Source organism: Actinomyces sp. 565 (genome assembly GCF_010365615.1).
Lineage (GTDB): Bacteria > Actinomycetota > Actinomycetes > Actinomycetales > Actinomycetaceae > Actinomyces.
Genome location: NZ_PIZD01000002.1, coordinates 1 through 19168 on the forward strand (window position 1 = coordinate 1; position 19168 = coordinate 19168).

Annotated in this window: 19 protein-coding genes; 8 read left to right on the forward strand and 11 right to left on the reverse strand. The window is 68.5% G+C overall.

The genetic code is table 11. The annotated features are described in order from the left end of the window. Positions 1-164: 164 nt before the first annotated feature. Positions 165-1559: a glycine--tRNA ligase gene (locus tag GZ997_RS00110; RefSeq protein ID WP_161924254.1), complete on the reverse strand. Its 1395-nt coding sequence runs from the start codon at positions 1557-1559 to the stop codon at positions 165-167. A 133-nt stretch (positions 1560-1692) separates the two neighbouring features. Here GZ997_RS00110 and GZ997_RS00115 point away from each other — a divergent pair, with 133 nt between their 5' ends. From GZ997_RS00115 to GZ997_RS00130, 4 genes are read left to right on the forward strand one after another with little or no spacing between them, the layout of a single operon-like run. After that, complete coding sequence (locus GZ997_RS00115; RefSeq protein WP_162678385.1) at positions 1693-2739, forward strand: metal ABC transporter substrate-binding protein; 1047 nt, start codon at positions 1693-1695, stop codon at positions 2737-2739. Positions 2740-2770: 31 nt separating this feature from the next. Then, positions 2771-3637 carry an ATP-binding cassette domain-containing protein gene (locus GZ997_RS00120; protein WP_162678386.1) on the forward strand — a complete coding sequence of 289 codons (867 nt, stop codon included), beginning with the start codon at positions 2771-2773 and terminating at the stop codon, positions 3635-3637. A gap of 8 nt (positions 3638-3645) precedes the next feature. Further along, positions 3646-4560, forward strand: a complete 915-nt coding sequence (locus GZ997_RS00125) for a metal ABC transporter permease (RefSeq protein ID WP_162678423.1) — start codon at positions 3646-3648, stop codon at positions 4558-4560. Then, positions 4557-4991 carry a transcriptional repressor gene (locus GZ997_RS00130; RefSeq protein WP_162678387.1) on the forward strand — a complete coding sequence of 145 codons (435 nt, stop codon included), beginning with the start codon at positions 4557-4559 and terminating at the stop codon, positions 4989-4991. Before GZ997_RS00125 ends, GZ997_RS00130 begins: the two co-directional genes overlap by 4 nt. Before the next feature lie 80 nt (positions 4992-5071). Here the strand turns inward: GZ997_RS00130 and uppS are convergent, their stop codons facing one another. The 3 genes from uppS to leuA form a co-directional block, all read right to left on the reverse strand. Continuing rightward, on the reverse strand, positions 5072-5830 hold the full coding sequence (uppS, locus tag GZ997_RS00135) for a polyprenyl diphosphate synthase (RefSeq protein WP_203233831.1): 759 nt from the start codon (positions 5828-5830) through the stop codon (positions 5072-5074). Between the two features lie 73 nt (positions 5831-5903). After that, positions 5904-6653 (reverse strand): DNA repair protein RecO, encoded by a 750-nt coding sequence (gene recO, locus GZ997_RS00140; RefSeq protein ID WP_161924259.1) that lies wholly within the window; start codon positions 6651-6653, stop codon positions 5904-5906. 11 nt (positions 6654-6664) lie between these two features. Further along, positions 6665-8443, reverse strand: coding sequence for a 2-isopropylmalate synthase (gene leuA / locus GZ997_RS00145; RefSeq protein ID WP_162678389.1), 1779 nt, complete (start codon positions 8441-8443; stop codon positions 6665-6667). Positions 8444-8775: 332 nt separating this feature from the next. Here leuA and GZ997_RS00150 point away from each other — a divergent pair, with 332 nt between their 5' ends. The 4 genes from GZ997_RS00150 (at position 8776) to GZ997_RS00165 (ending at position 11419) form a co-directional block, all read left to right on the forward strand. Further along, complete coding sequence (locus GZ997_RS00150) at positions 8776-9711, forward strand: ABC transporter ATP-binding protein (protein WP_162678390.1); 936 nt, start codon at positions 8776-8778, stop codon at positions 9709-9711. Then, the gene (locus tag GZ997_RS00155; RefSeq protein ID WP_162678391.1) at positions 9708-10559 is read left to right on the forward strand and encodes an ABC transporter permease; all 852 of its coding nucleotides are present in this window, start codon (positions 9708-9710) and stop codon (positions 10557-10559) included. The genes GZ997_RS00150 and GZ997_RS00155 overlap by 4 nt, the downstream gene beginning before the upstream one ends. 1 nt (position 10560) lies before the next feature. Then, positions 10561-10785, forward strand: coding sequence for a helix-turn-helix transcriptional regulator (locus GZ997_RS00160; protein WP_162678392.1), 225 nt, complete (start codon positions 10561-10563; stop codon positions 10783-10785). 286 nt (positions 10786-11071) lie between these two features. Next, positions 11072-11419 (forward strand): type II toxin-antitoxin system PemK/MazF family toxin, encoded by a 348-nt coding sequence (locus GZ997_RS00165; RefSeq protein ID WP_162678424.1) that lies wholly within the window; start codon positions 11072-11074, stop codon positions 11417-11419. A gap of 36 nt (positions 11420-11455) precedes the next feature. On the opposite strand, the gene GZ997_RS00170 is transcribed toward GZ997_RS00165, so the two are convergent. The 7 genes from GZ997_RS00170 to GZ997_RS00200 are packed head-to-tail and all read right to left on the reverse strand — an operon-like array spanning position 11456 to position 19074. Beyond that, on the reverse strand, positions 11456-12139 hold the full coding sequence (locus GZ997_RS00170) for an ABC transporter ATP-binding protein (RefSeq protein ID WP_162678393.1): 684 nt from the start codon (positions 12137-12139) through the stop codon (positions 11456-11458). Beyond that, on the reverse strand, positions 12132-13184 hold the full coding sequence (locus GZ997_RS00175) for a hypothetical protein (RefSeq protein ID WP_162678394.1): 1053 nt from the start codon (positions 13182-13184) through the stop codon (positions 12132-12134). The genes GZ997_RS00170 and GZ997_RS00175 overlap by 8 nt, the downstream gene beginning before the upstream one ends. A gap of 25 nt (positions 13185-13209) precedes the next feature. Further along, positions 13210-15087 (reverse strand): acyl-CoA thioester hydrolase/BAAT C-terminal domain-containing protein, encoded by a 1878-nt coding sequence (locus tag GZ997_RS00180; RefSeq protein WP_238994132.1) that lies wholly within the window; start codon positions 15085-15087, stop codon positions 13210-13212. Between the two features lie 12 nt (positions 15088-15099). Further along, the gene (gene era / locus GZ997_RS00185; protein ID WP_161924266.1) at positions 15100-16116 is read right to left on the reverse strand and encodes a GTPase Era; all 1017 of its coding nucleotides are present in this window, start codon (positions 16114-16116) and stop codon (positions 15100-15102) included. A 5-nt stretch (positions 16117-16121) separates the two neighbouring features. Continuing rightward, complete coding sequence (locus tag GZ997_RS00190; RefSeq protein ID WP_162678395.1) at positions 16122-17462, reverse strand: hemolysin family protein; 1341 nt, start codon at positions 17460-17462, stop codon at positions 16122-16124. Beyond that, positions 17459-17917, reverse strand: coding sequence for an rRNA maturation RNase YbeY (ybeY, locus tag GZ997_RS00195; protein ID WP_162678396.1), 459 nt, complete (start codon positions 17915-17917; stop codon positions 17459-17461). Before ybeY ends, GZ997_RS00190 begins: the two co-directional genes overlap by 4 nt. Beyond that, positions 17914-19074 carry a PhoH family protein gene (locus GZ997_RS00200; RefSeq protein ID WP_162678397.1) on the reverse strand — a complete coding sequence of 387 codons (1161 nt, stop codon included), beginning with the start codon at positions 19072-19074 and terminating at the stop codon, positions 17914-17916. The genes ybeY and GZ997_RS00200 overlap by 4 nt, the downstream gene beginning before the upstream one ends. Positions 19075-19168 lie beyond the last annotated feature (94 nt).

Below are 19168 nucleotides of genomic sequence, written 5' to 3' on the forward strand. Positions count from 1 at the left end.
CGTTGCACGACCTTGGTGCCTGTTGCACGACCACCCGGGGGTCGTGGAACACACACCAAGGTCGTGCAACGTCCCGAGGCCGTGGAACGGTCGCACGCACCGGCCAGACGCCACTCAGGCGTCTGGCCGGGCAGCCGGCATCTGACCGGCGGGCAGCCGACTGTTCAGCAGCCGATCAGGCGCTCGGCCAGGTAGCGCTCCACGCCCTCAAGCGGGATGCGCTCCTGGGCCATGGTGTCGCGCTCACGCACGGTGACCGCGCCGTCCTGCGGCGACTCGAAGTCGTAGGTGATGCAGAAGGGGGTGCCGACCTCGTCCTGGCGGCGGTAGCGGCGGCCCACCGCGCCGGCGTCGTCATACTCGACGTTCCAGGTGCGGCGCAGCCGGGCGGCAAGCTCGCGGGCAGGGCCGGTCAGCTCCTCCTTGCGGCTCAGCGGCAGCACCGCCGCCTTGACCGGAGCCAGGCGCGGGTCCAGCCGCAGCAGCACCCGCTTGTCGACGCCGCCCTTGGTGTTGGGAGCCTCATCCTCCGTGTAGGCCTCCACCAGGAAGGCCATCAGGGATCGCGTCAGTCCGGCCGAGGGCTCGATCACGTAGGGGGTCCAGCGCTCGTTCTTGCCCTGGTCGAAGTAGGACAGGTCCTTGCCGGAGTGCTCGGCGTGGGTAGACAGGTCGAAGTCCGTGCGGTTGGCAATACCCTCCAGCTCGCCCCACTCCCCGCCGGCGAAGCCGAAGCGGTACTCCAGGTCAACGGTGCGCTTGGAGTAGTGGGACAGCTTCTCCTTGGGGTGCTCGTACAGCCGCAGGTTGTCCTCGCTGATGCCCAGGTCGGTGTACCAGGCCTTGCGGTAGTCGATCCAGTACTGGTGCCACTCCTCATCGGTGCCGGGCTCCACGAAGAACTCCAGCTCCATCTGCTCGAACTCGCGGGTGCGGAAGATGAAGTTGCCGGGGGTGATCTCGTTGCGGAAGGACTTGCCTACCTGGCCGATGCCGAAGGGCGGCTTCTTGCGCGCGGCGCTCATCACGTTGGTGAAATTGATGAAGATCCCCTGGGCGGTCTCGGGGCGCAGGTAGTGCAGGCCGGCCTCGTCGTCAACCGGCCCGAGGAAGGTCTTAAGCAGGCCGGAGAACGCCTTGGGCTCGGTGAAGGCGCCACGAGTACCGCAGTTGGGGCACACGAGCTGGTCCAGGGTGACGGTGTCGGGGTTGTCGATGCCGTGCTTAGCGGCGTAGGCCTCCTGCAACTCGTCCTCGCGCAGCCGCTTGTGGCAGGAGGTGCACTCGATCAGCGGGTCGGTGAAGGCCGCCACGTGGCCGGAAGCCACCCAGGTCTCGCGCGGCAGGATCACCGAGGAGTCCAGGCCGACGACGTCGTCGCGCGAGCGGACCATGTACTGCCACCACTGGCGCTTGATGTTCTCCTTCAGCTCCACGCCGAGCGGTCCGTAGTCCCAGGCCGAGCGGGTGCCGCCGTAGATCTCGCCGCAGGGGAAGACGAATCCGCGCCGCTTGGCAAGGTTGATGACACGGTCGAGCGTTGAGGGAGTTGCTGCCACTGTGTTTCTCCGTAGGTCCAAATACTGATGCCGTCTACAGTCCGCACGCGGTCGGTGGGACGAGCGGGGCCAGTCTACGGGTCCTGAACAGCGGATTTGACGACTCACCCACGAGGAGATGAGAATGGTTCCCATGAACGTTCCTTTCCGCCCCCGTCGAGCACTCGCTGTCACCGCTGCGGCCGCGCTCGGAATCGCCTGCCTGCCGCTGGCCGCCTGCTCCTCCGACGCCGGCGGTAGCGACTCCAGCCAGGCGCTGTCCGTCGCCGCGTCCTTCTACCCGATCCAGTACTTGGCGCAGGCCGTCGGCGGGGAGCACGTGAACGTCACCTCCGTTACTCCCACGAATGTCGAGCCGCACGACTACGAGCTCGCCCCCAAGGACGTCACCGCACTGTCCGGAACCGACCTGGTGGTATATGTCCCCGGCTTCCAGCCCTCCTTGGACGACGCGCTGAGCGAGGTCTCCGGCCCAGACGTTCTCGATCTCACCGACGCGGTCGAGCTCACTCACCACGACGGCGTAGAGCACGACCATGACGATGCTCGTAAAGATGCTCACGACGATTCCCATGACGATTCCCATAACCATGACGGTGACGTCGATGCGCACGGCGACCATGCGGATGAGGCCGACGCTGACCACGCTGAGGAGCATGACGCCGACGCAGCGGACCCCCACTTCTGGCTCGACCCGGTGCGCATGCAGTCTGCCGCGCAGGCCATCGAGACCGCCCTGTCCCAGGCCGATCCGAATCACGCGGATGACTACCAGGCCAATCTCTCCAGCCTCACCGAGACCCTCGAAGGCCTGGACTCCGACTACTCCACCGGTCTGGCCCAGTGCGAGCGCACCACCTTCGTCACCTCTCACGCCGCCTTCGGCTACCTGGCGGATCGCTATGGACTGACCCAGGCCTCCGTGTCCGGGGTCGATCCCGAGTCCGAGCCCAGCCCGGCCGAGCTGGCCGCCGTGAAGAAGATTGTGCAGGAGACCGGCACGACGACGATCTTCACCGAGGACCTTGTCTCCTCCAAGACGGCCGACGCCCTTGCCGCGGAGACCGGCGCCACCACCGCCGTCCTGAACCCGCTTGAGTCCGCCCCGTCCTCCGGTGACTACGCCGATGCCATGTCAGCCAATCTGCAAGAGCTGCGCACCGCGCTATCCTGCCAGTGATCACGGTTCCCATCATCGGCAGAAGGACTTCATGACACTCAAGTCGCTTTCCACCTCCACGAGCTCGGGCACCGCGCCCATTGAAGTGGCTGAAGCCAGCGTGGTACTGGGATCCAGCCTCATTCTGGACGGGGTCGACCTGACGGTAGGCGCGGGTCAGTCGCTCGCGCTGCTGGGCGCGAATGGCTCGGGCAAGTCGACCCTGGTAAAGGCGATCCTCGGCCTGGTGCCGACCTGCTCCGGATCGGTGCGCCTGTTCGGCCACGACGTTCGCGAGCGCCGCGCGGTGCCGTGGCAGCGAGTCGGTTATGTGCCACAGCGGGTGGGGGCCTCCTCCGGCGTGCCGGCGACGGCGCTGGAGGTGGTCCGCTCCGGACTACTCTCGCCGGGGCGCCCCTTCGCCGACCGCGGCCGTGCGGCCCGTCGGCGCGCCCTGGATGCTCTGGACGCCGTAGGTCTGGCCGACCGCGCGCAGGACCACGTGCAGGTGTTCTCCGGCGGACAGTCCCAGCGCGTGCTGATCGCTCGCGCCCTGGTGCGCTCTCCCGAGCTGCTGCTACTGGACGAACCCCTGGCCGGGATTGACCGCGCCTCGCGTGCGGCGCTGGCGGTCACCCTGGACGACTTGCGCGCGCAGGGACTGACGCTGCTGACCGTCCTGCACGAGATGGGCGAGCTGGCGGATGTTGTTGAACGGGCGGTGGTGCTGTCAGAGGGGCGGGTGGTATTCGACGGGCCGCGGGAGGCGCTGGCCCACGATCACGCCCGCCATGACGAGCTCGGCCACGACCGCCTGGACAACTGCGAGCACGAGCATGAACACGGCGCCACCGAGCCGACGGCCCACCACGCCCCGGTACTGACCACCTCCGTGCGGCAGGCAGGAGGCCTCCAGTGAATGACTTTATGACCGCTCTTGGCCAGATGCTGGCAAGCCCGCTCATGCAGCGTGCTTATATCGTGGCCGTGCTGGTAGGGCTGTCCGCCCCGGTGGTGGGCACCTACCTGGTGCAGCGGGGCCTGGCACTGCTGGGCGACGGCATTGGGCACATCGCCCTGACCGGCGTGGCGCTCGGCTGGATCGCCGGCGCGGCCGCGAACGTCACCCCCCACGACGCCTGGGCCATTCCGGGGGCCATCATCGCCTCCGTGCTCGGCGCGGTGCTGATTGAGGTCATTCGCGCCCGCGGGCGCACCCGCGGCGACGTGGCCCTGGCGATCCTGTTCTACGGGGGCATCGCCGGCGGCGTGATCCTGATCAAGCTGGCAGGCGGGACGACGACGAATCTCACCAGCTACCTGTTCGGCTCGATCGCGACCGTGTCAACCTCTGACACTTGGTTTACGGTGGTGCTCGCCGCCGTGGTGCTGGCGGTGGGGATCGGCTTGCGTGGGCCACTGTTCGCGCTGTGCCACGACGAGGAGTTCGCCCGCTCGATTGGCCTGCCCACGGCCGCGCTGAACGTGACTGTGGCCGTGGTGGCGGCACTGACCGTATCCGTGTCCATGCGGGTGGTGGGCGCGCTGCTGGTCTCCGCAGTGATGATCGTTCCCGTGGCGATCGCCCAGCTGGTGTCATACTCCTTCGGACGCACCATGCACCTGGCCATGGTGATCGGCGTGGTCGCCTGCGTAGCCGGGCTGACCATCACGTATTTCCTGGCGGCCTCCCCGGGTGCCATGATCGTTGTGCTACTGGTGTGCACATACGCCGTTGTAGCGCTTGTCGGCGGGGTGGTGCGTGCCACCCGCTCCCGCCACGGTCGCCGCCAGGGAGGCGGCATGCGAATTGATCACGGACAGCAGGAGGTGCCCGCATGAGTGTCAACGCCACCAGGGGTAATGGAAATCCACCGCATCACCGCGCTACCTGGCAGCGGGCTGCAGTGGCCGACATCCTGTCCCGCACCAACGAGTTCCGCTCCGCCCAGCAGATTCACGCCGCCCTGCAGGCGGAGGGCACCAAGGTGGGGCTGGCGACCGTGTACCGCAACCTGACCGCCATGGCCGAGGCCGGGGAGGTCGACCAGATCCGCAGCGCCGACGGTGAGGCGCTGTACCGGGAGTGCGAGCGCCCCGGGCACCACCACCACATCGTGTGCCGCTCCTGCGGTCGCACGGTGGAGGTCGCCGGGGACGAGCTGGAGGAGTGGATCCGCCGAGTCTCCGCCGAGCAGGGCTTCACGGACATGCAGCACACCGTGGAGTTCTTCGGCCTGTGCCCCGCCTGCTCCCGAGACCGGCACCAGTAACACACCCAGACCGGCACTTGTTACGTACCGAGACCGGCACTTGTTACGTACCGAGATCGGTAGAAGTAGCGCCGCGATGCTTAGGCGCCGGCGACCCGCTCGACGGCGCCGCCGAAGCGGCGCTCGCGGTGCGCGTAGGCCTCGCAGGCGCGCCACAGCTCGGTGCGGTCGAACTCGGGCCAGGGCAGGTCGGAGAAGTACAGCTCCGCGTAGGCCGAGGACCACATCAGGAAGTTGCTGGTGCGCTGCTCCCCGCCGGTACGGATCAGCAGGTCCACGTCCCGCATGTGCGGGGAGTACAGGTAGCGCTGCACGGTCTTCTCGTTGATCGACCCTGCCCGCAGCCGCCCGGCCTCCACGTCGCGGGCCATGGCTCGGGCGGCGTCGGCGAGCTCGGCGCGGCCGCCGTAGTTAAGGCACATGTTCAGCACCATGGTGTCGTTGCCGGCGGTGATGCGCTCGGAGCGACGCACCTCCTTGAGCACCGACTTCCACAGCTTCGGCTCGCGGCCCACCCAGTTCACTCGCACGCCCCAGGCAAGCAGGTCGTCGGTCTGGGCGCGCAGCACCGTGCGGGTGAAGCCCATGAGGAAGCGGACCTCCGCCGGTGAGCGCTTCCAGTTCTCGGTGGAGAAGGCGTACACGCTGAGTTCCTTCACCCCCAGCTCGACGGCTCCGGCAATCACGTCCATCATGGTCGACTCCCCCACCCGGTGCCCCTCGGTGCGGGGCAGGCCGCGCGCATTGGCCCAGCGGCCGTTGCCGTCCATGACGCAGGCGATGTGCGCGGGCACGGACGCCGGGTCGAGAGCCGGCGGGGTGAGTCCCTCGCGGTGCAGGGGGACGACGTCGAGCGGGCGAGGGTCGGAGCCGCCCCCGACGGCGGGAGCGGCGTCGGTAGCGTCAGGCACGTCAGGCCCTTTCTACGAGGGAGAGTGAACGCAGGCGCCGTTCCAGGTGCCAGGTCAGGTAGGCGGACACGCATCCGGATGCCTCGGCGCGCTCGCGCGGACTGGAGGCATCGGCCAGCTCCCAGTTCCCCGAGAGCAGGGCGCCGAGCAGCGCCATGGCACCCGGCTCGACGTCGACGGAGCCGGCGGGTCGGCAGGCGGAGCAGACGGCACCGCCCGCCTGTACGTGGAAGGCGGTGTGGGGGCCTGGGGCGCCGCAGCGGGCGCAGTCGTAGCAGGAGGGCGCCCAGCCGGCCAGGGCCAGGGCCCGCAGCAGGTAGGAGTCCAGCACCAGACCGGGCGCGTGACGGCGTCGCGCCAACGCGGACAACGCCCCGTACAGCAGCAAGAACTGCTGGGGGGAGTCGGTGGTGCCCAGGTCGCCGTCGTCCTGCGTGAGGCGCTCGGCGGTCTCCGCCATGGTCTCGGCGCAGGTGAACATGGCGTAGTCGGCGGCGATGTTACGGCCGAACGGATCGATGGTCTCCACCTGGGTAACCACGTCCAGGCTGCGCCCGGCGTGCAGCTGCACGTCAATCATGGAGAAGGGCTCAAGGCGCGCACCGAAGCGCGAGGTGGTGCGGCGCACTCCCTTGGCGACGGCGCGCACCTGCCCGTGGGCGCGGGTGAGCATGACGACGATGCGGTCCGCCTCGCCCAGCTTGTAGGTGCGCAGGACGATGGCCTCGTCCCGGTAGAGCCTCTCCCCCAACGGCGCCCCTGTCAGCGCATGGCGCGGTTGACGGCGGAGATAACGGCCTTGAAGGAGGCAGTGGTGATGGAGGGGTCGATGCCCACGCCCCACAGGACCTGACCACCGACCTCGCACTCGACGTAGCAGGCGGCGCGGGCGTCGCGGCCCTCGCTTAGGGCGTGCTCGGCGTAGTCGAGGATGCGCACCTGTACACCGGTCTGCTCCAGGGCGGTGACGAAGGCATCCAGCGGGCCGGAGCCGGATGCGGTCAGCAGCTTGCGCTCGTCGCCGTCGGAGATGGTGACGGTAAGGATGGACTCGTCGTCGCCAACCGCGGTGAGTGTGGCGCCCTTGAGGCTGTAGCGGCCCCAGGTGGGCAGGTCGGCGCCGGGTGCCGCCGAGGCCGGCAGGTACTCGTCGGCGAAGATCGACCACAGCTCGTTGGCGTCGACCTCGCCGCCGAAGGTGTCGGTGTGGCGCTGGACGATGTTGGAGAACTCAATCTGCAGGCGGCGCGGCAGATCCAGGTTGTGGGTGGTGCGCAGCAGGTAGGACACCCCGCCCTTGCCGGACTGGGAGTTCACCCGCACCACGGCCTCGTAGGAGCGGCCCACATCGTGCGGGTCGATGGGCAGGTAAGGCATGGACCAGGGCACGGCCACGTCCACCTCGGCCTCGGTCAGTCCCTCGGCGGTCTTGGCGGCGACCTTCTCGGCGCGTGCGGCGAAGCCCTTCTTGATGGCGTCCTGGTGGGAGCCGGAGAAGGAGGTGTAGACGAGCTCGCCGGCGTAGGGGGTGCGCGGGGGCACGTCCATCTGGGTGGAGTGCTCGACGACGCGGCGCACCTCGTCGATGTCGGACAGGTCGAGCATGGGGTCGATGCCCTGGCTGAACAGGTTCAGGGCGAGGGTGACCAGGTCGACGTTGCCGGTGCGCTCGCCGTGGCCGAACAGGCAGCCCTCCACGCGGTCGGCCCCGGCGAGCACGCCGAGTTCGGCGGCAGCGATGCCGGAACCGCGGTCGTTGTGGTTGTGGATGGACAGGCACACGGCGTCGCGGTGGGAGAGGTTGCGGCTCATCCACTCGATCTGGTCGGCGTAGACATTGGGGGTGGCGCGCTCGACGGTGGCGGGCAGGTTGAGGATGATCTCGCGGTCGCCCTCGGGCTGCCACACGCCCATGACGGCCTCGCACACCTCCAGGGAGTACTCGCGCTCGGTGTCCACGAAGATCTCCGGGGAGTACTCGTAGCCGAAGATGGTGTCATCGGTGAGCACCTTCTCGGCACGTGCCATTACCTGGCGGGTGCCTTCGACGGCGAGTTCGCGGATGTCGTCCTTGCCCATGCGGAAGACGACCTCGCGGAACAGCGGGGACAGGGCGTTGTACAGGTGGACGGTGGCGCGCGGCGCGCCGACGCAGGCGTCCAGGGTGCGGTCAATCAGGTCCTCGCGGGACTGGGTCAGCACCGAGATGGTCACGTCCTCGGGAATGGCGTCGTCCTCCACCAGGGAGCGCACGAAGTCGTAGTCGGTCTGGGAGGCGGCGGGGAAGCCGACCTCGATCTCCTTGAAGCCCATGCGCACCAGCAGGTCGAAGATCGCGCGCTTGGCGGCGGGCCCCATGGGCTCGATGAGGGACTGGTTGCCGTCGCGCAGATCGGTGCTCAGCCAGCGGGGGGCGTGGGTGATGCGGTTGTTCGGCCAGGTGCGGTCCGGCAGGGAGACGTCGACCGTGTCGAGGAAGGGCCGGTACTTGGTGAAGGGCATGCCGGAGGGCTGCTGTGGGGCGGGGCGGGCGGTACGCATGGGTCTGGGTTCTCCTGAGCAGATGTGCTGGTTGCCGGCGCCGGAGCCCGGCGCGCCGGGGTGGCTGGCTACGCGAAGTTAGCCGCGGTCGGGGTGCCGGCCTGTTCAGGCCCCGCCGCGGCGACTAAGCAGGAGGTTCCGCTCCCGGACCGAGGTCGCGCGCACGGGGACACCGTACCGCGAATCCGCCGCTCCGCCACGCCAGGTCACAGTGTGGACGGCGCGACGACGAGCAGCTCTCGCAACTCACGGCCACAGCACCCGTCATCATCACACGCAATATGTAGTAGGTCTGCTACATTCAGTAGCGCACCTACCAGGAAGGAGCGGACATGTCCCCTGCCCCACCCGTGATTAGCGCCCAGGGTGTCGGATTCGCCTATGGCAAGCACCCCGTGTTGCACGACGTCAGCCTCACGGTCCAGCCCGGCGAGGTGGTCTGCCTGCTCGGCCCCAACGGCGTCGGCAAGACCACGCTCGTGGAGAACCTGCTCGGCTCACTGCGCCCGCACGCGGGCAGCGTCCGCGTCTTCGGTACGGATCCGCGCCGCACGGATGCAGCCTTCTGGGCGCGGATCGGGCTGGTGCAGCAGAACTGGACCGATCACGCCAAGTGGCGGGTGAAGGACCAGCTGGAATGGATTCGCTCCATGCTGCTGACAGCGACGACGCGGGTGGCCACGGTGGCTGAGGTGCTCGACGCCGTGGGGCTGGCGGACAAGGCCGATTCCCGCCTCTCCCGGCTTTCGGGAGGGCAACGCCGCACGCTGGACTTCGCGGCGGCGCTGTTGGGTCACCCCGAGCTGCTGATTCTCGACGAGCCGACGACGGGGCTTGACCCCGTCTCCAAGGCGCGTCTGCACGACCTGATCATGGAGCGGGTGGACGACGCGGCCACCGTACTGATGACCACACATGACCTCTCCGAGGCGGAGCGCCTGGCCTCGCGGGTCGTCATCATGGCGGCGGGCCGGATCATCGCCGAAGGCACCGTCACCGAGTTGCGTGAGCGCATCGGCCGGGAGGCCGAGGTGACCTGGATGCAGGATGGCGAGCGCCATGTGCATGCCACCGCAGCTCCGGAGCGCTTCCTGCAACAGCTGGACCTGGACGCGATCAGCGAGTTGACGGTCACTCGCCCCACTCTGGAAGAGGCCTACCTCGCCCTGGTCTCCCAGCCCGCGGACGCCGGACAAAGCAGCACGGATCACTTGGCCATCCGGAGTGATTCGGCAACCACCCCTAGCGCCAAGGAGCCCAGGCCATGACCTCCACTCGATCTTTGCCCCTGTCCGTACTACGCGCAGCGGCGCGTCAGGCCTACGGCGACCTGCGCCCGAGCATCGTGGGAGCCGGAGCGACGTCCATCCTGTTTACAGTGGCCGCCATATTGGTCGTCTCCCGGATAAGCGACGGCCCACTCAGCGGACTCGACTCCACCAGTGCCTTCGGCACCATGCTCGCGGCCGGCGCCGTCGGCGGCTTCGCCAGTCTCGTCATGGCACAGATTGGAGCGGAGACCTATACCGATCGCATCGGGGGCGCACTGCTGCGGGTGCGCATCCTCCCGCACGGACCGCTCACCTGGGCGATCGGCAAGACGCTGTCCACCGTGGTGCTGGTGTTCCTCATGCAGGCGATGATCCTTCTAGGGACTGTCCTGTTCATTGCTGTCACGATGCCCTCCACCGGAACGACGCTGCTCTGTCTGCTTATTGCCGCGCTGGCCTCGTTGGCGTGCGCGCCGCTCGGGTTCTTCCTCAGCGTGTTCATCCGCGGCGTTTACAGTTACATGGTGAACATGGTGATCTGCCTGGTGCTGTTCCTGGCCGGTTGCTGCTACCCGACCTCCGCGCTGCCGGGCTGGGTGCAGGGCATTCAGATGGTGCTGCCGACCTACTGGTCCGGGCACCTGACCCGCTGGGCGCTCGTGGGCGATCCGTCCTGGGAGATCGGCGGCAGCTTCCACCCGGCGCTGGCCGTCGGGGTGCTGCTGACCTGGATCGTCGTCGGCTTCGGGCTGGTGCCGCCGGTCATTCGCCGCAGCTTCCGCAAGGAGACAATCGGCGGGCTGAATCGCACCCAGTCGACGATCCGCTCGCAGACTGGGCTGTGAGATGTCCGGAGAGGTCGTTCACAACCGCATCGCCGTGCTGCGCGCGGACCGCAGGGTCAGCCGCCGGCAGCTGGCGGAGGCGCTCGGCGTGCACTACCAGACGGTCGGCTATCTGGAGCGCGGCGAGTACGCCCCGTCGCTTTACCTGGCGCTGCGCATCGCCCGCTACTTCGACGTGCCCGTGGAGTCGGTGTTCTCCCTGGAGGAGTTCCCGCCCCTGGCCTGAACACAACACCGGCACACCGGTTCTGCCACCAGACTGCCACCGTTTAGCGACTAGCGGTAGTTGTTGGGTATGAAAGTCAGTGTGAGCCTGAGTGAGGCGGATCTAGCACTCCTAGACGAGTACGTGAGCCAGGAAGGTCTTCCTTCAAGATCCGCGGGAGTCCAAACGGCTATACGTCGTCTTCACCGGGAGAATTTGCGCGATGCCTACATGGAAGCCTGGAGGGACTGGGCGGATTCCCCAGACTCATCCGAATGGGACATGACAGTCGCCGACGGGGACGATGATGCTGCGCGGTGAGATACGGATTGTGAACCTCGATCCCGTGATCGGCAGCGAGGCAAACACGCGCAGACCTGCCGTCGTGGTAAGCAACGACGACGCCAATACGGCGGCCGCGGTTCTCGACCGAGGTGTTGTAACGGTGGTACCAGTCACGAGCTCAACTGAGCGTGTTCTCCCGTTCCAAGTCCTTCTCCCTGCGGAGTTAACCGGGCTGTCATTGGACTCCAAGGCACAGGCGGAACAGGTGCGTTCCGTGGCGGTTCAACGCCTCGGTCAGGTGGTAGGACACTTGCCGGCAGAGCTCATGGCCAAGGTTGATGCCGCATTACGACTTCACTTAGCACTGTAGGTCACCATCCAGAGTGTTACGTCAATGCGTGCCCACTCACTGCCCAAAGACCTCGAGGTAGGCCCGCTCGGCGCCGCCGTTGCGCACGTCCACGGTAGCGGCCACCAGCCCGTCCTTGAGCAGCACCACCCGCTGACAGACCTCGTCGAGCACGCTGAGGATGTGGCTGGACATCAGGGCGATGCCGCCGCCGTCAAGGTAGTCGGCCAGGGCGCGTCGGAACAGCAGCACGCCCTCCACATCGAGCCCGTTCAGCGGCTCGTCCAGCACCACCACCCGAGGGGCACCGAGGAAGGCGCAGGCGATCCCCAGGCGGCGGGTCATTCCCTGGGACAGGTGCCTTACCTCGGTGTCGCGGAAGTCGGCGCAGCCGAAGCGGTCCAGCTGCCCCTCCAGCGCGTCCTCGTCCACCTCCAGGTGCCGCATGGAGGCCTCGAAGCGGCACGCCTGACGGGCGGTGAGCTGTGGGAACAGCCGACTTTGCTCGGGCAGGAAGCCACAGGCCTCGGCGGGCAGGCGCCGCCCCAGCTCGCGTTCGTCCAGGCGGACGGTGCCGGACTGGAAGTCGTTCACCCCGCACAGGGCGCCGAAGAGCGTGGTCTTGCCCGCCCCGTTGGGGCCGACGACGCCGAGCACCTCCCCCGCTGCCACCTCCAGGGTCAGCGGCCCGGTGCCGCGCCCGCCGCGGTACCGACGCTGTACGCCAATGACTTCAAGCATGTTTGCTCCTGCGCAGTAGGTGGGCGGCGGCCGGGAGCACCGCCAGGGGCAGCCCCGGAACCAGGGTGAGCAGTGCCCCGCCCAGTTCCGCGGCGGGCAGCATGCGATGCCGCCGGGTGTAGGCGGTGGCGGCGTCGGCCAGCGCAATCGCCAGTAGCGGCAGGTATACCAGGCACACCAGCAGGTGGACGGCATCGATGCGGGCCCCGGCGACCATGCCGAGCGTGCTAGCCGCCAGGCATTCGGCAACCAGTAGCGGCAGCGCCAGCGCGAGCTTGGCGCGCCGCAGCTCCGCGTCGGCGATGGCGTAACGGCTCCTGGCATAGCGGGCTGAAGGCGTGTCATCGACCTCGGCGAGAACGCCGATCACCGTCGCAGCCAGGTAGGCACCCGCGACGAACACGCCAACGAAGACCGACTGACCGAAGCGTCCCAGCGCGTATGCGCTCACCATGCCCGCAGCTGCCACCAGAATCGTCGGCAACCAGGAGGCCGAGCACAGGTAGACCACGCACAGCGAAGAGACCCGGGTCCGCAGCCTGGCACCAATCCGCAGCTTTAGCCGCGTCATTGGGAGCCCGGGTGCAATGCCGACGTGTCCAAGCCAGTCCGCGGCAACCGCCCCCAGCGCCGTCGTCACCGTCCACGCCGCCAACAGCAGCCCGAAGCGGCCCGGTTCGGACCAGCCCGGAAAGTCCAGTACTAACGTTCCACACACAGCCTCCAACGCCGTCAGCGGCAGGGACATGACTGCGTACAGCGCGAGGAAGTCCGCCGGCCGGAATCCGTAGTAGCGCAGCGCCCCGCGTCGAGCGGAGTCGAGATCGCGCAGCAGTGCCGAGGCATTCGCCACCGCGACCAGTGCCCCGAGGCCCGCAACCGTCAGCGACCGGGCGAGACCGCCGGTGATGGTCACCTCGCCCCGGGTGGCGGCCCAGATGAGTACGAGCATCAGCGCTAGCGCGAACGAGCGTACCGACGGGGCGAATACCAACCCGGGGCTACGCAGGCTGCACGCCCAGGCGACCAGCTTCAGGGCTCTCACGGCCTGCCTGCCCGCTCACTACCACTCATACCAGCATGGGGAACAGGCCCCAGTAGGCGATGGCAACTAGTAGCGTCGCAGCCCCGATCACGGCCGCAGAGAGCACCGCCGCCGCAGGGACGGTGAGCCAGCGTCCCTTCTCGCCGCGCTCCCGGTTGGCATCATGCGCCGCCGCCCGCATGAGGCGGGCGCGGTAGACGAGCTTGACGAGCATGACGACGGCGATAACCGCCACCAGCTGGACTACTACCCAGCCACCGTAGGAGAACAGGTGATTGGTGCGGTAGCTAGTGGCAAGGGAGGCCACCCCCAGAATGTAGACCACGTACAGCAGCCAGGCCGCAGTCACACTCATGCACAGGGACACGGACCAGCGCCCGATGGGGTCGGGCAGGTGCAGGCCACGCCGTCCACGCAGCCGGGGCGCCTGCCCCACGAGCCAGCCGATTCCCGCCATCACCATCAGGCCGAAGCCGATCACGAGGGTGGCGAGCATCAGGTCTCCGGAGGCGTACCAGCGGGTGGGGTCGGGCGTCTGCGCCCAGTAGGCCTGGGTGGGGGTGGCGCCGGCGACGTGGGGCTCGGCGGCCGCGGTCTCCGGCAGTCCTGTCACCCACCGTGAAAGGTCACGGGTTACCCCCGGGGCCAGGGACCCGTCGGTGGTGATACCGAGCTTGAGGCCGTGGTTTGCGCCGTCGTAGTAGCGGACGGTGAGCTGGTCGTTGCCCGCGTCCTGCAGGGCCTCCCACACGGTGCCGGGTCCCTGCACCAGGGGCATTGAGGCGTCGGCGGTGCCGTAGACCATGAGCACAGGGACGCTGATCGTCTCTAGGTAGGCCACGGAGTCGAAATCGGCGTACTCGAATCCGCCTCCGGGAATCTGGGTGCTGCCGAGCACCCGCGGGATCAGGTCGAGCATCGCATCCGGCACACCCACGTTGCGCATGTAGCTGTCCACCGCCAGCGCGGCCTGCTCCCGCAGCCGCACCACGGGGGCACTGGCCAGGATCAGGAAGGCAACGCGCTCGTCCTGGGCAGTCAGCACAACGCCGGGAATGGCGCCCTCTGACTCGCCGTAGACGCCGACGTCGTCGGCGTTCACGCCGTCCAACGCAATCAGATAGTCAAGACTGCACTGATAGTCGGCGGCCATGGACAGGTAGTTGCGCTCGGTTGTGGAGTAGTCCTCCATGGGTTTGGAGGGAACCAGGGTGGTTACTCCGGCCGAGGCCAGCGACTCGGCCTGCTCGGAGAAGCCCCAGATGCTGTGAGTGCCGGCGCCGTGCATGAAGACGACGCCGGGGGTGTCTGCATCCACCCCGATGGGGCGACGCAGCAGGGCGGGTACCTCCTCACCGTCGGCCTGAGTGACCATGACAGTGCTGGTGTCCACCGCGTACGTGCCGACGGGGGCGGTGGTCACGGCCCCGCCGATGCTGGTGTCAGTGGTGGTCGGGGCCAGGGAGTCCGTCAGGGGCTGAGGGTTCCAGCGCGGCCCGGCGAGCGTGCCGACGAGGCTGAGCCCCAGCACGGTAACCGCCACCCCGCCGATGGTGCGGTGGTCGGTGGAGACCGCAAGTACGAGGGCGCCCAGCCCTATGGTCAGCAGGATCTCCCAGATCTCCCGCCCCCCAGTCCCGAGCAGCCCCATAAGGATGGCCACGCCGATCGCCGCGGCCAGCACGATCAGGGTGCGACGGCGCTCAGTGCGCCACAGCCCGGACAACAGCGTCCAGGCGCGGTGCGGGAACTCGCGCATCCAGGCCCAGCCGGAACGCAGCTCGGCTGCGGTAATGCGTGCGGGTTGCCGCTTGGGGCCGATCCTGCGAGCCAGGATGGTCATGGGGCGGCCGCGACGGGTCCGGCGCTTGGGACGGCGGTGGGAGTCGGGGAATGGGTGCATGGGCGAGGAGTCTTAGAATCCTAGTTTGGTCAGTGCCTTGGGGTCGGACTGCCAGTCCTTGACGGTGCGCACATGCAGGTCGAGGTAGACCTTGCGGCCCAGCAGCTCCTGGATGCCGCGCCGTGCCTCGGAGCCGATGGCCTTGAGGTTGGCGCCTGCCCGGCCAATCACAATGGCCTTCTGCGAGTCGCGCTCCACCAGCAGGCTCACGCGCACCTGCAGCCGGTTTCCGGTGCCCTTTACACGGCCCGCATTCTCCGCCTCCGCGGCCGGGTCCACGATCTCGTCGACGACGACGGCCAGCGAGTGCGGCAGCTCATCCCGCAGGCGCTCCAGGGCGGCCTCTCGGACGAGCTCGCCGACCATGACGGCCTGGGGCTCATCGGTGACGGAGTCGGTGGGGTACAGCGGCGGGGAGGGTGGCAGGTGGGAGGTGAGGACCTCCTCCAGCACGTCGACCTGGTCCCCCTTGAGCGCGGAGACGGGCACGATATCCGCCCAGTCGCCGAGTGCGTCGACGGCAAGCAGCTGCTCGGCCAGCTTGGCGCGGGAGACGGAGTCGGTCTTGGTGACGACGGCGACGACCGGCTTGCCCAGGTCGGCCAGTTCCCGGGCGATGAGCCGGTCGCCGGGGCCGATCTTGTCGCCGGCGGGGATGCAGAAGGCGACTACGTCCACGCCCGTGAGCGTTTCACGCACCAGGTCGTTCAGGCGCTGGCCGAGCAGGGTGCGGGGGCGGTGGAAGCCGGGGGTATCCACCAGCACCAACTGGCTGTCCGGTCTGCTGACGACGCCGCGCACGTTGTGGCGGGTGGTTTCTGGGCGGCCGGAGGTGATGGCGATCTTTTGGCCCACCAGCGCGTTGGTGAGTGTGGACTTGCCGGTGTTGGGGCGGCCGAGCAGGCAGACGAAGCCGGCGCGGAAGTCCTCAGGGTGTTCGGGGACGGCGATGGGTGCGCGGGTGGGGTCATCCGCGTCCGGTTCGTCCGGCAGGATGGGGAAGCCGTCGGCGTCGGTGGCATTGGTCATCGGTGTCACTCTTCCTTCCGATCATGGTCGGTTCTCGCGCCCGCCGTACTGCCGGCAGCGGCGGCGTTCCGGGGCCGCGACTGGGCGGAGGCGCTGCGGGAGGCCAGCAGGGTGGCAACCTGCCGCCGTCGCCCGGTGGCCTCCTCAGCCACCAGGTGGATGCCCTGCACGTCACCGCTGGCGCCGGGCAGCGGCACCCTGCCGATGGCCTTTGTGAGCAGCCCGCCGGCGGTGTCGACGTCGTCGTCCTCGATCTCCAGGTCGAACAGCTCACCGAGGGCGTCCAGGCCCAGGCGCACGGGCACGCGGAACGTGCCATCACCAAGGTCCTCAGCCACCGGCTCGGCGGGGTCGTGCTCGTCGGTTAGCTCTCCCACGACCTCCTCCAGCAGGTCCTCCAGGGTAACCAGGCCGGCGATACCGCCGTACTCGTCCACGGCCAGGGCAATGTGAAAGTGCCCCAGCTGCATCTCGCGCAGCAGGTCATCGGCGAGCTTGGTCTCGGGCACGTACACGGCCTCACGCGTGAAGTCGGATACCGGCCGCTCCCAGTACTCAGGGTGGTCCGACAGGCGCCGCAGCACGTCCTTGAGGTAGAGGATGCCGTGCACGTCGTCGGCGTCCTCCCCGATCACGGGTACGCGTGAGAAGCCGGAGCGGATGAACAGGCGCATGCCGGCAGAGGTGGGCTTGTCCTCATCGATGGTGACCATGTCCGTGCGGGGCACCATGACCTCGCGCACGAGGGTTTGCCCGAGCTCGACCACGCTGCGCATCATCTCGCGGTCCTCGTCCTCAATGGTCTCGGAGTCGCCGATCTCGTCGATCATCTCGCGCAGGTCCTCGGTGACCTCGGCGCGCAGCTCGGCATCAGTGAGTGCGGCGGCGTGCCCGAACCGGGCCTGCAGCCAGCGCCAGGGTGCGCCGAGAGCATCGACCCGCTCCAGCAGGCCCGCCAGCGCCAGAAGGGTACCGGCGGGGTTGCGGCGGCCGGCCGAGCGCGGAGAGACCCCTACGAGCAGGCCCAGCAGCACCAGGTTCAGGCCGATTGCCACGAGGAGGACCTGCCACCACTTCTCGAAGTGCCCGGCAACGCCCAGGGTGACCAGGACCGCCACCAGCATGTCCACGCCTGCGCGCAGGCCGACGAGCGTGCCGAGGACCTGCTCGCGGCGGGATGTCAGGGCCACGACCCTCTCGGCGCCGCGCCGCCCTGCCTCCGCGAGATCCTCGGCGGCGGCCCGGGTCATGCGGGTAAGCGCCCCCTCCCCCGCTGACAGCGCCATCCCGAAGCCGAGCGCCACCACCGCGGCGAGCAGCAGTAGCACGGAGGGAGCGGCGGTCACTTGCCGCGCTCCGCCAGGAAGGTCAGCAGGAGCTGGCGCTGGAGGTCGAACATCTCCTTCTTCTCCTCCGGCTCGGCGTGGTCATAGCCGAGCAGGTGCAGGATGCCGTGCACGGTCAGCAGCAGCATCTCCTCCACGGCGCTGTGCCCGGCCTCAAGCGCCTGCTTGGCAGCCACCTGCGGGCACAGCACCACATCACCCAGGGTGCCCGGCGGTGTCTCGTTCTCGGCAGTACCGGGCCGCAGCTCATCCATGGGGAAGCTCATCACGTCCGTGGGGCCCTCCAGGTCGAGCCAGCGCACGTGCAGCTCGGCCATGGGCTCGGGGTCGATGAACAGGATGTTGAGCTCCGCCATGGGACTGACGTGCATGGCGGACAGCACGTGGTCCGCCAGGGCGGCGAACTCGGCGGCGTCAATGGTGGTGGTGGTCTCGTTAATGACCTCGGTGGTCATGGGCGGTTCCTGTCTCGGTACTCGGAGGGGGTGCGGCGGTGGGAGCCTTCACGGCGGTGCGGGGCCGGACCGGGGCGACCGGCCGGTTCGGCGTGCTCGGCGTCATAGCGGGCGTAGGCGTCGACGATCTGGCCGACCAGCCGATGGCGTACTACGTCGGCGGCGGTCAGCTCGCAGAAGCTGATGTCCTCCAGGCCGTCGAGGATGCGGCGCACCACCCGCAGCCCGGAGGGGCGCCCGCCGGGCAGGTCGATCTGGGAGACGTCCCCGGTGATCACCATCTTGGAGCCGAAGCCGAGGCGGGTGAGGAACATCTTCATCTGCTCGGGGCTGGTGTTCTGGGCCTCGTCCAGGATGATGAAGGCGTCGTTCAGGGTGCGTCCGCGCATGTAGGCCAGCGGGGCCACTTCGATGGTGCCGGCGGCGATCAGCTGCGGCAGGGCCTCGGCGTCGAGCATGTCGTGCAGGGCGTCGTACAGGGGCCGCAGGTAGGGGTCGATCTTGTCGGTGAGGGTTCCGGGCAGGAAGCCGAGGTTCTCCCCCGCCTCCACGGCCGGGCGGGTGAGGATGATGCGGGAGACCTGCTTGCGGGCCAGGGCGTCGACGGCCTTGGCCATGGCCAGGTAGGTCTTGCCGGTTCCTGCGGGGCCGATGCCGAAGGTGATGGTGGAGTTCTCAATCGCGTCGGTGTAGGCCTTCTGGCCGAGGGACTTGGGGCGGATGGAGCGCCCGTGGGTGGTCAGGACCTCGTCGGTGAGGATGTCGGCGGGGCGGGCGGAGGCGTCCAGCAGGCTAATGGCGCGGTCGACGGCGTCGGCGGTCAGGGGCGTGCCGGCGCGGGCGACGTCGATCAGTTCAGACAGCAGCACGACCACCACGTCCACGCGGGCGGCAGCGCCCGTGACAGTGACGGTGGTGCCACGCACGTGCACGGACACGTCGGGGAAGCCGCGCTCGACTGCGCGCAGCACCTCGTCGCGGGCGCCGAGCAGGGCGACGGGGGCGAGGTCATCGGGCAGGGTCAGGGTGCGGGTGACGTCCGCCGGTCCGGCGGTTGCGGACGCACCGGCAGAACCTGCGGTGGAAGTGGATCCGGCGGAGGCCGGAGAGGTGGTCGCCGCGGTCGCGGCTGCTGGTGTGATGGGCGAACTCGTCATCTTGTCCCCCATGCTACCGGCCAACCGAAGCAACCGCCGAGGTCGGTCGATATAACCGCCGAGGTCCGTAGACGTTACGTGTGAGCCTGTCAAG

Bases quoted from the DNA above. Each gene is read 5' to 3' on its own strand.
- GZ997_RS00125 (WP_162678423.1), top strand. From the start codon at position 3,646: ATGACCGCTCTTGGCCAGATGCTGGCAAGCCCGCTCATGCAGCGTGCT.
- GZ997_RS00150 (WP_162678390.1), top strand. From the start codon at position 8,776: ATGTCCCCTGCCCCACCCGTGATTAGCGCCCAGGGTGTCGGATTCGCC.
- leuA (WP_162678389.1), bottom strand. From the start codon at position 8,443: ATGCGTACCGCCCGCCCCGCCCCACAGCAGCCCTCCGGCATGCCCTTC.
- GZ997_RS00120 (WP_162678386.1), top strand. From the start codon at position 2,771: ATGACACTCAAGTCGCTTTCCACCTCCACGAGCTCGGGCACCGCGCCC.
- GZ997_RS00170 (WP_162678393.1), bottom strand. From the start codon at position 12,139: ATGCTTGAAGTCATTGGCGTACAGCGTCGGTACCGCGGCGGGCGCGGC.
- GZ997_RS00180 (WP_238994132.1), bottom strand. From the start codon at position 15,087: ATGCACCCATTCCCCGACTCCCACCGCCGTCCCAAGCGCCGGACCCGT.
- GZ997_RS00115 (WP_162678385.1), top strand. From the start codon at position 1,693: ATGAACGTTCCTTTCCGCCCCCGTCGAGCACTCGCTGTCACCGCTGCG.
- ybeY (WP_162678396.1), bottom strand. From the start codon at position 17,917: ATGACCACCGAGGTCATTAACGAGACCACCACCACCATTGACGCCGCC.
- GZ997_RS00130 (WP_162678387.1), top strand. From the start codon at position 4,557: ATGAGTGTCAACGCCACCAGGGGTAATGGAAATCCACCGCATCACCGC.
- GZ997_RS00160 (WP_162678392.1), top strand. From the start codon at position 10,561: ATGTCCGGAGAGGTCGTTCACAACCGCATCGCCGTGCTGCGCGCGGAC.
- era (WP_161924266.1), bottom strand. From the start codon at position 16,116: ATGACCAATGCCACCGACGCCGACGGCTTCCCCATCCTGCCGGACGAA.
- GZ997_RS00200 (WP_162678397.1), bottom strand. From the start codon at position 19,074: ATGACGAGTTCGCCCATCACACCAGCAGCCGCGACCGCGGCGACCACC.
- GZ997_RS00155 (WP_162678391.1), top strand. From the start codon at position 9,708: ATGACCTCCACTCGATCTTTGCCCCTGTCCGTACTACGCGCAGCGGCG.
- GZ997_RS00165 (WP_162678424.1), top strand. From the start codon at position 11,072: ATGCTGCGCGGTGAGATACGGATTGTGAACCTCGATCCCGTGATCGGC.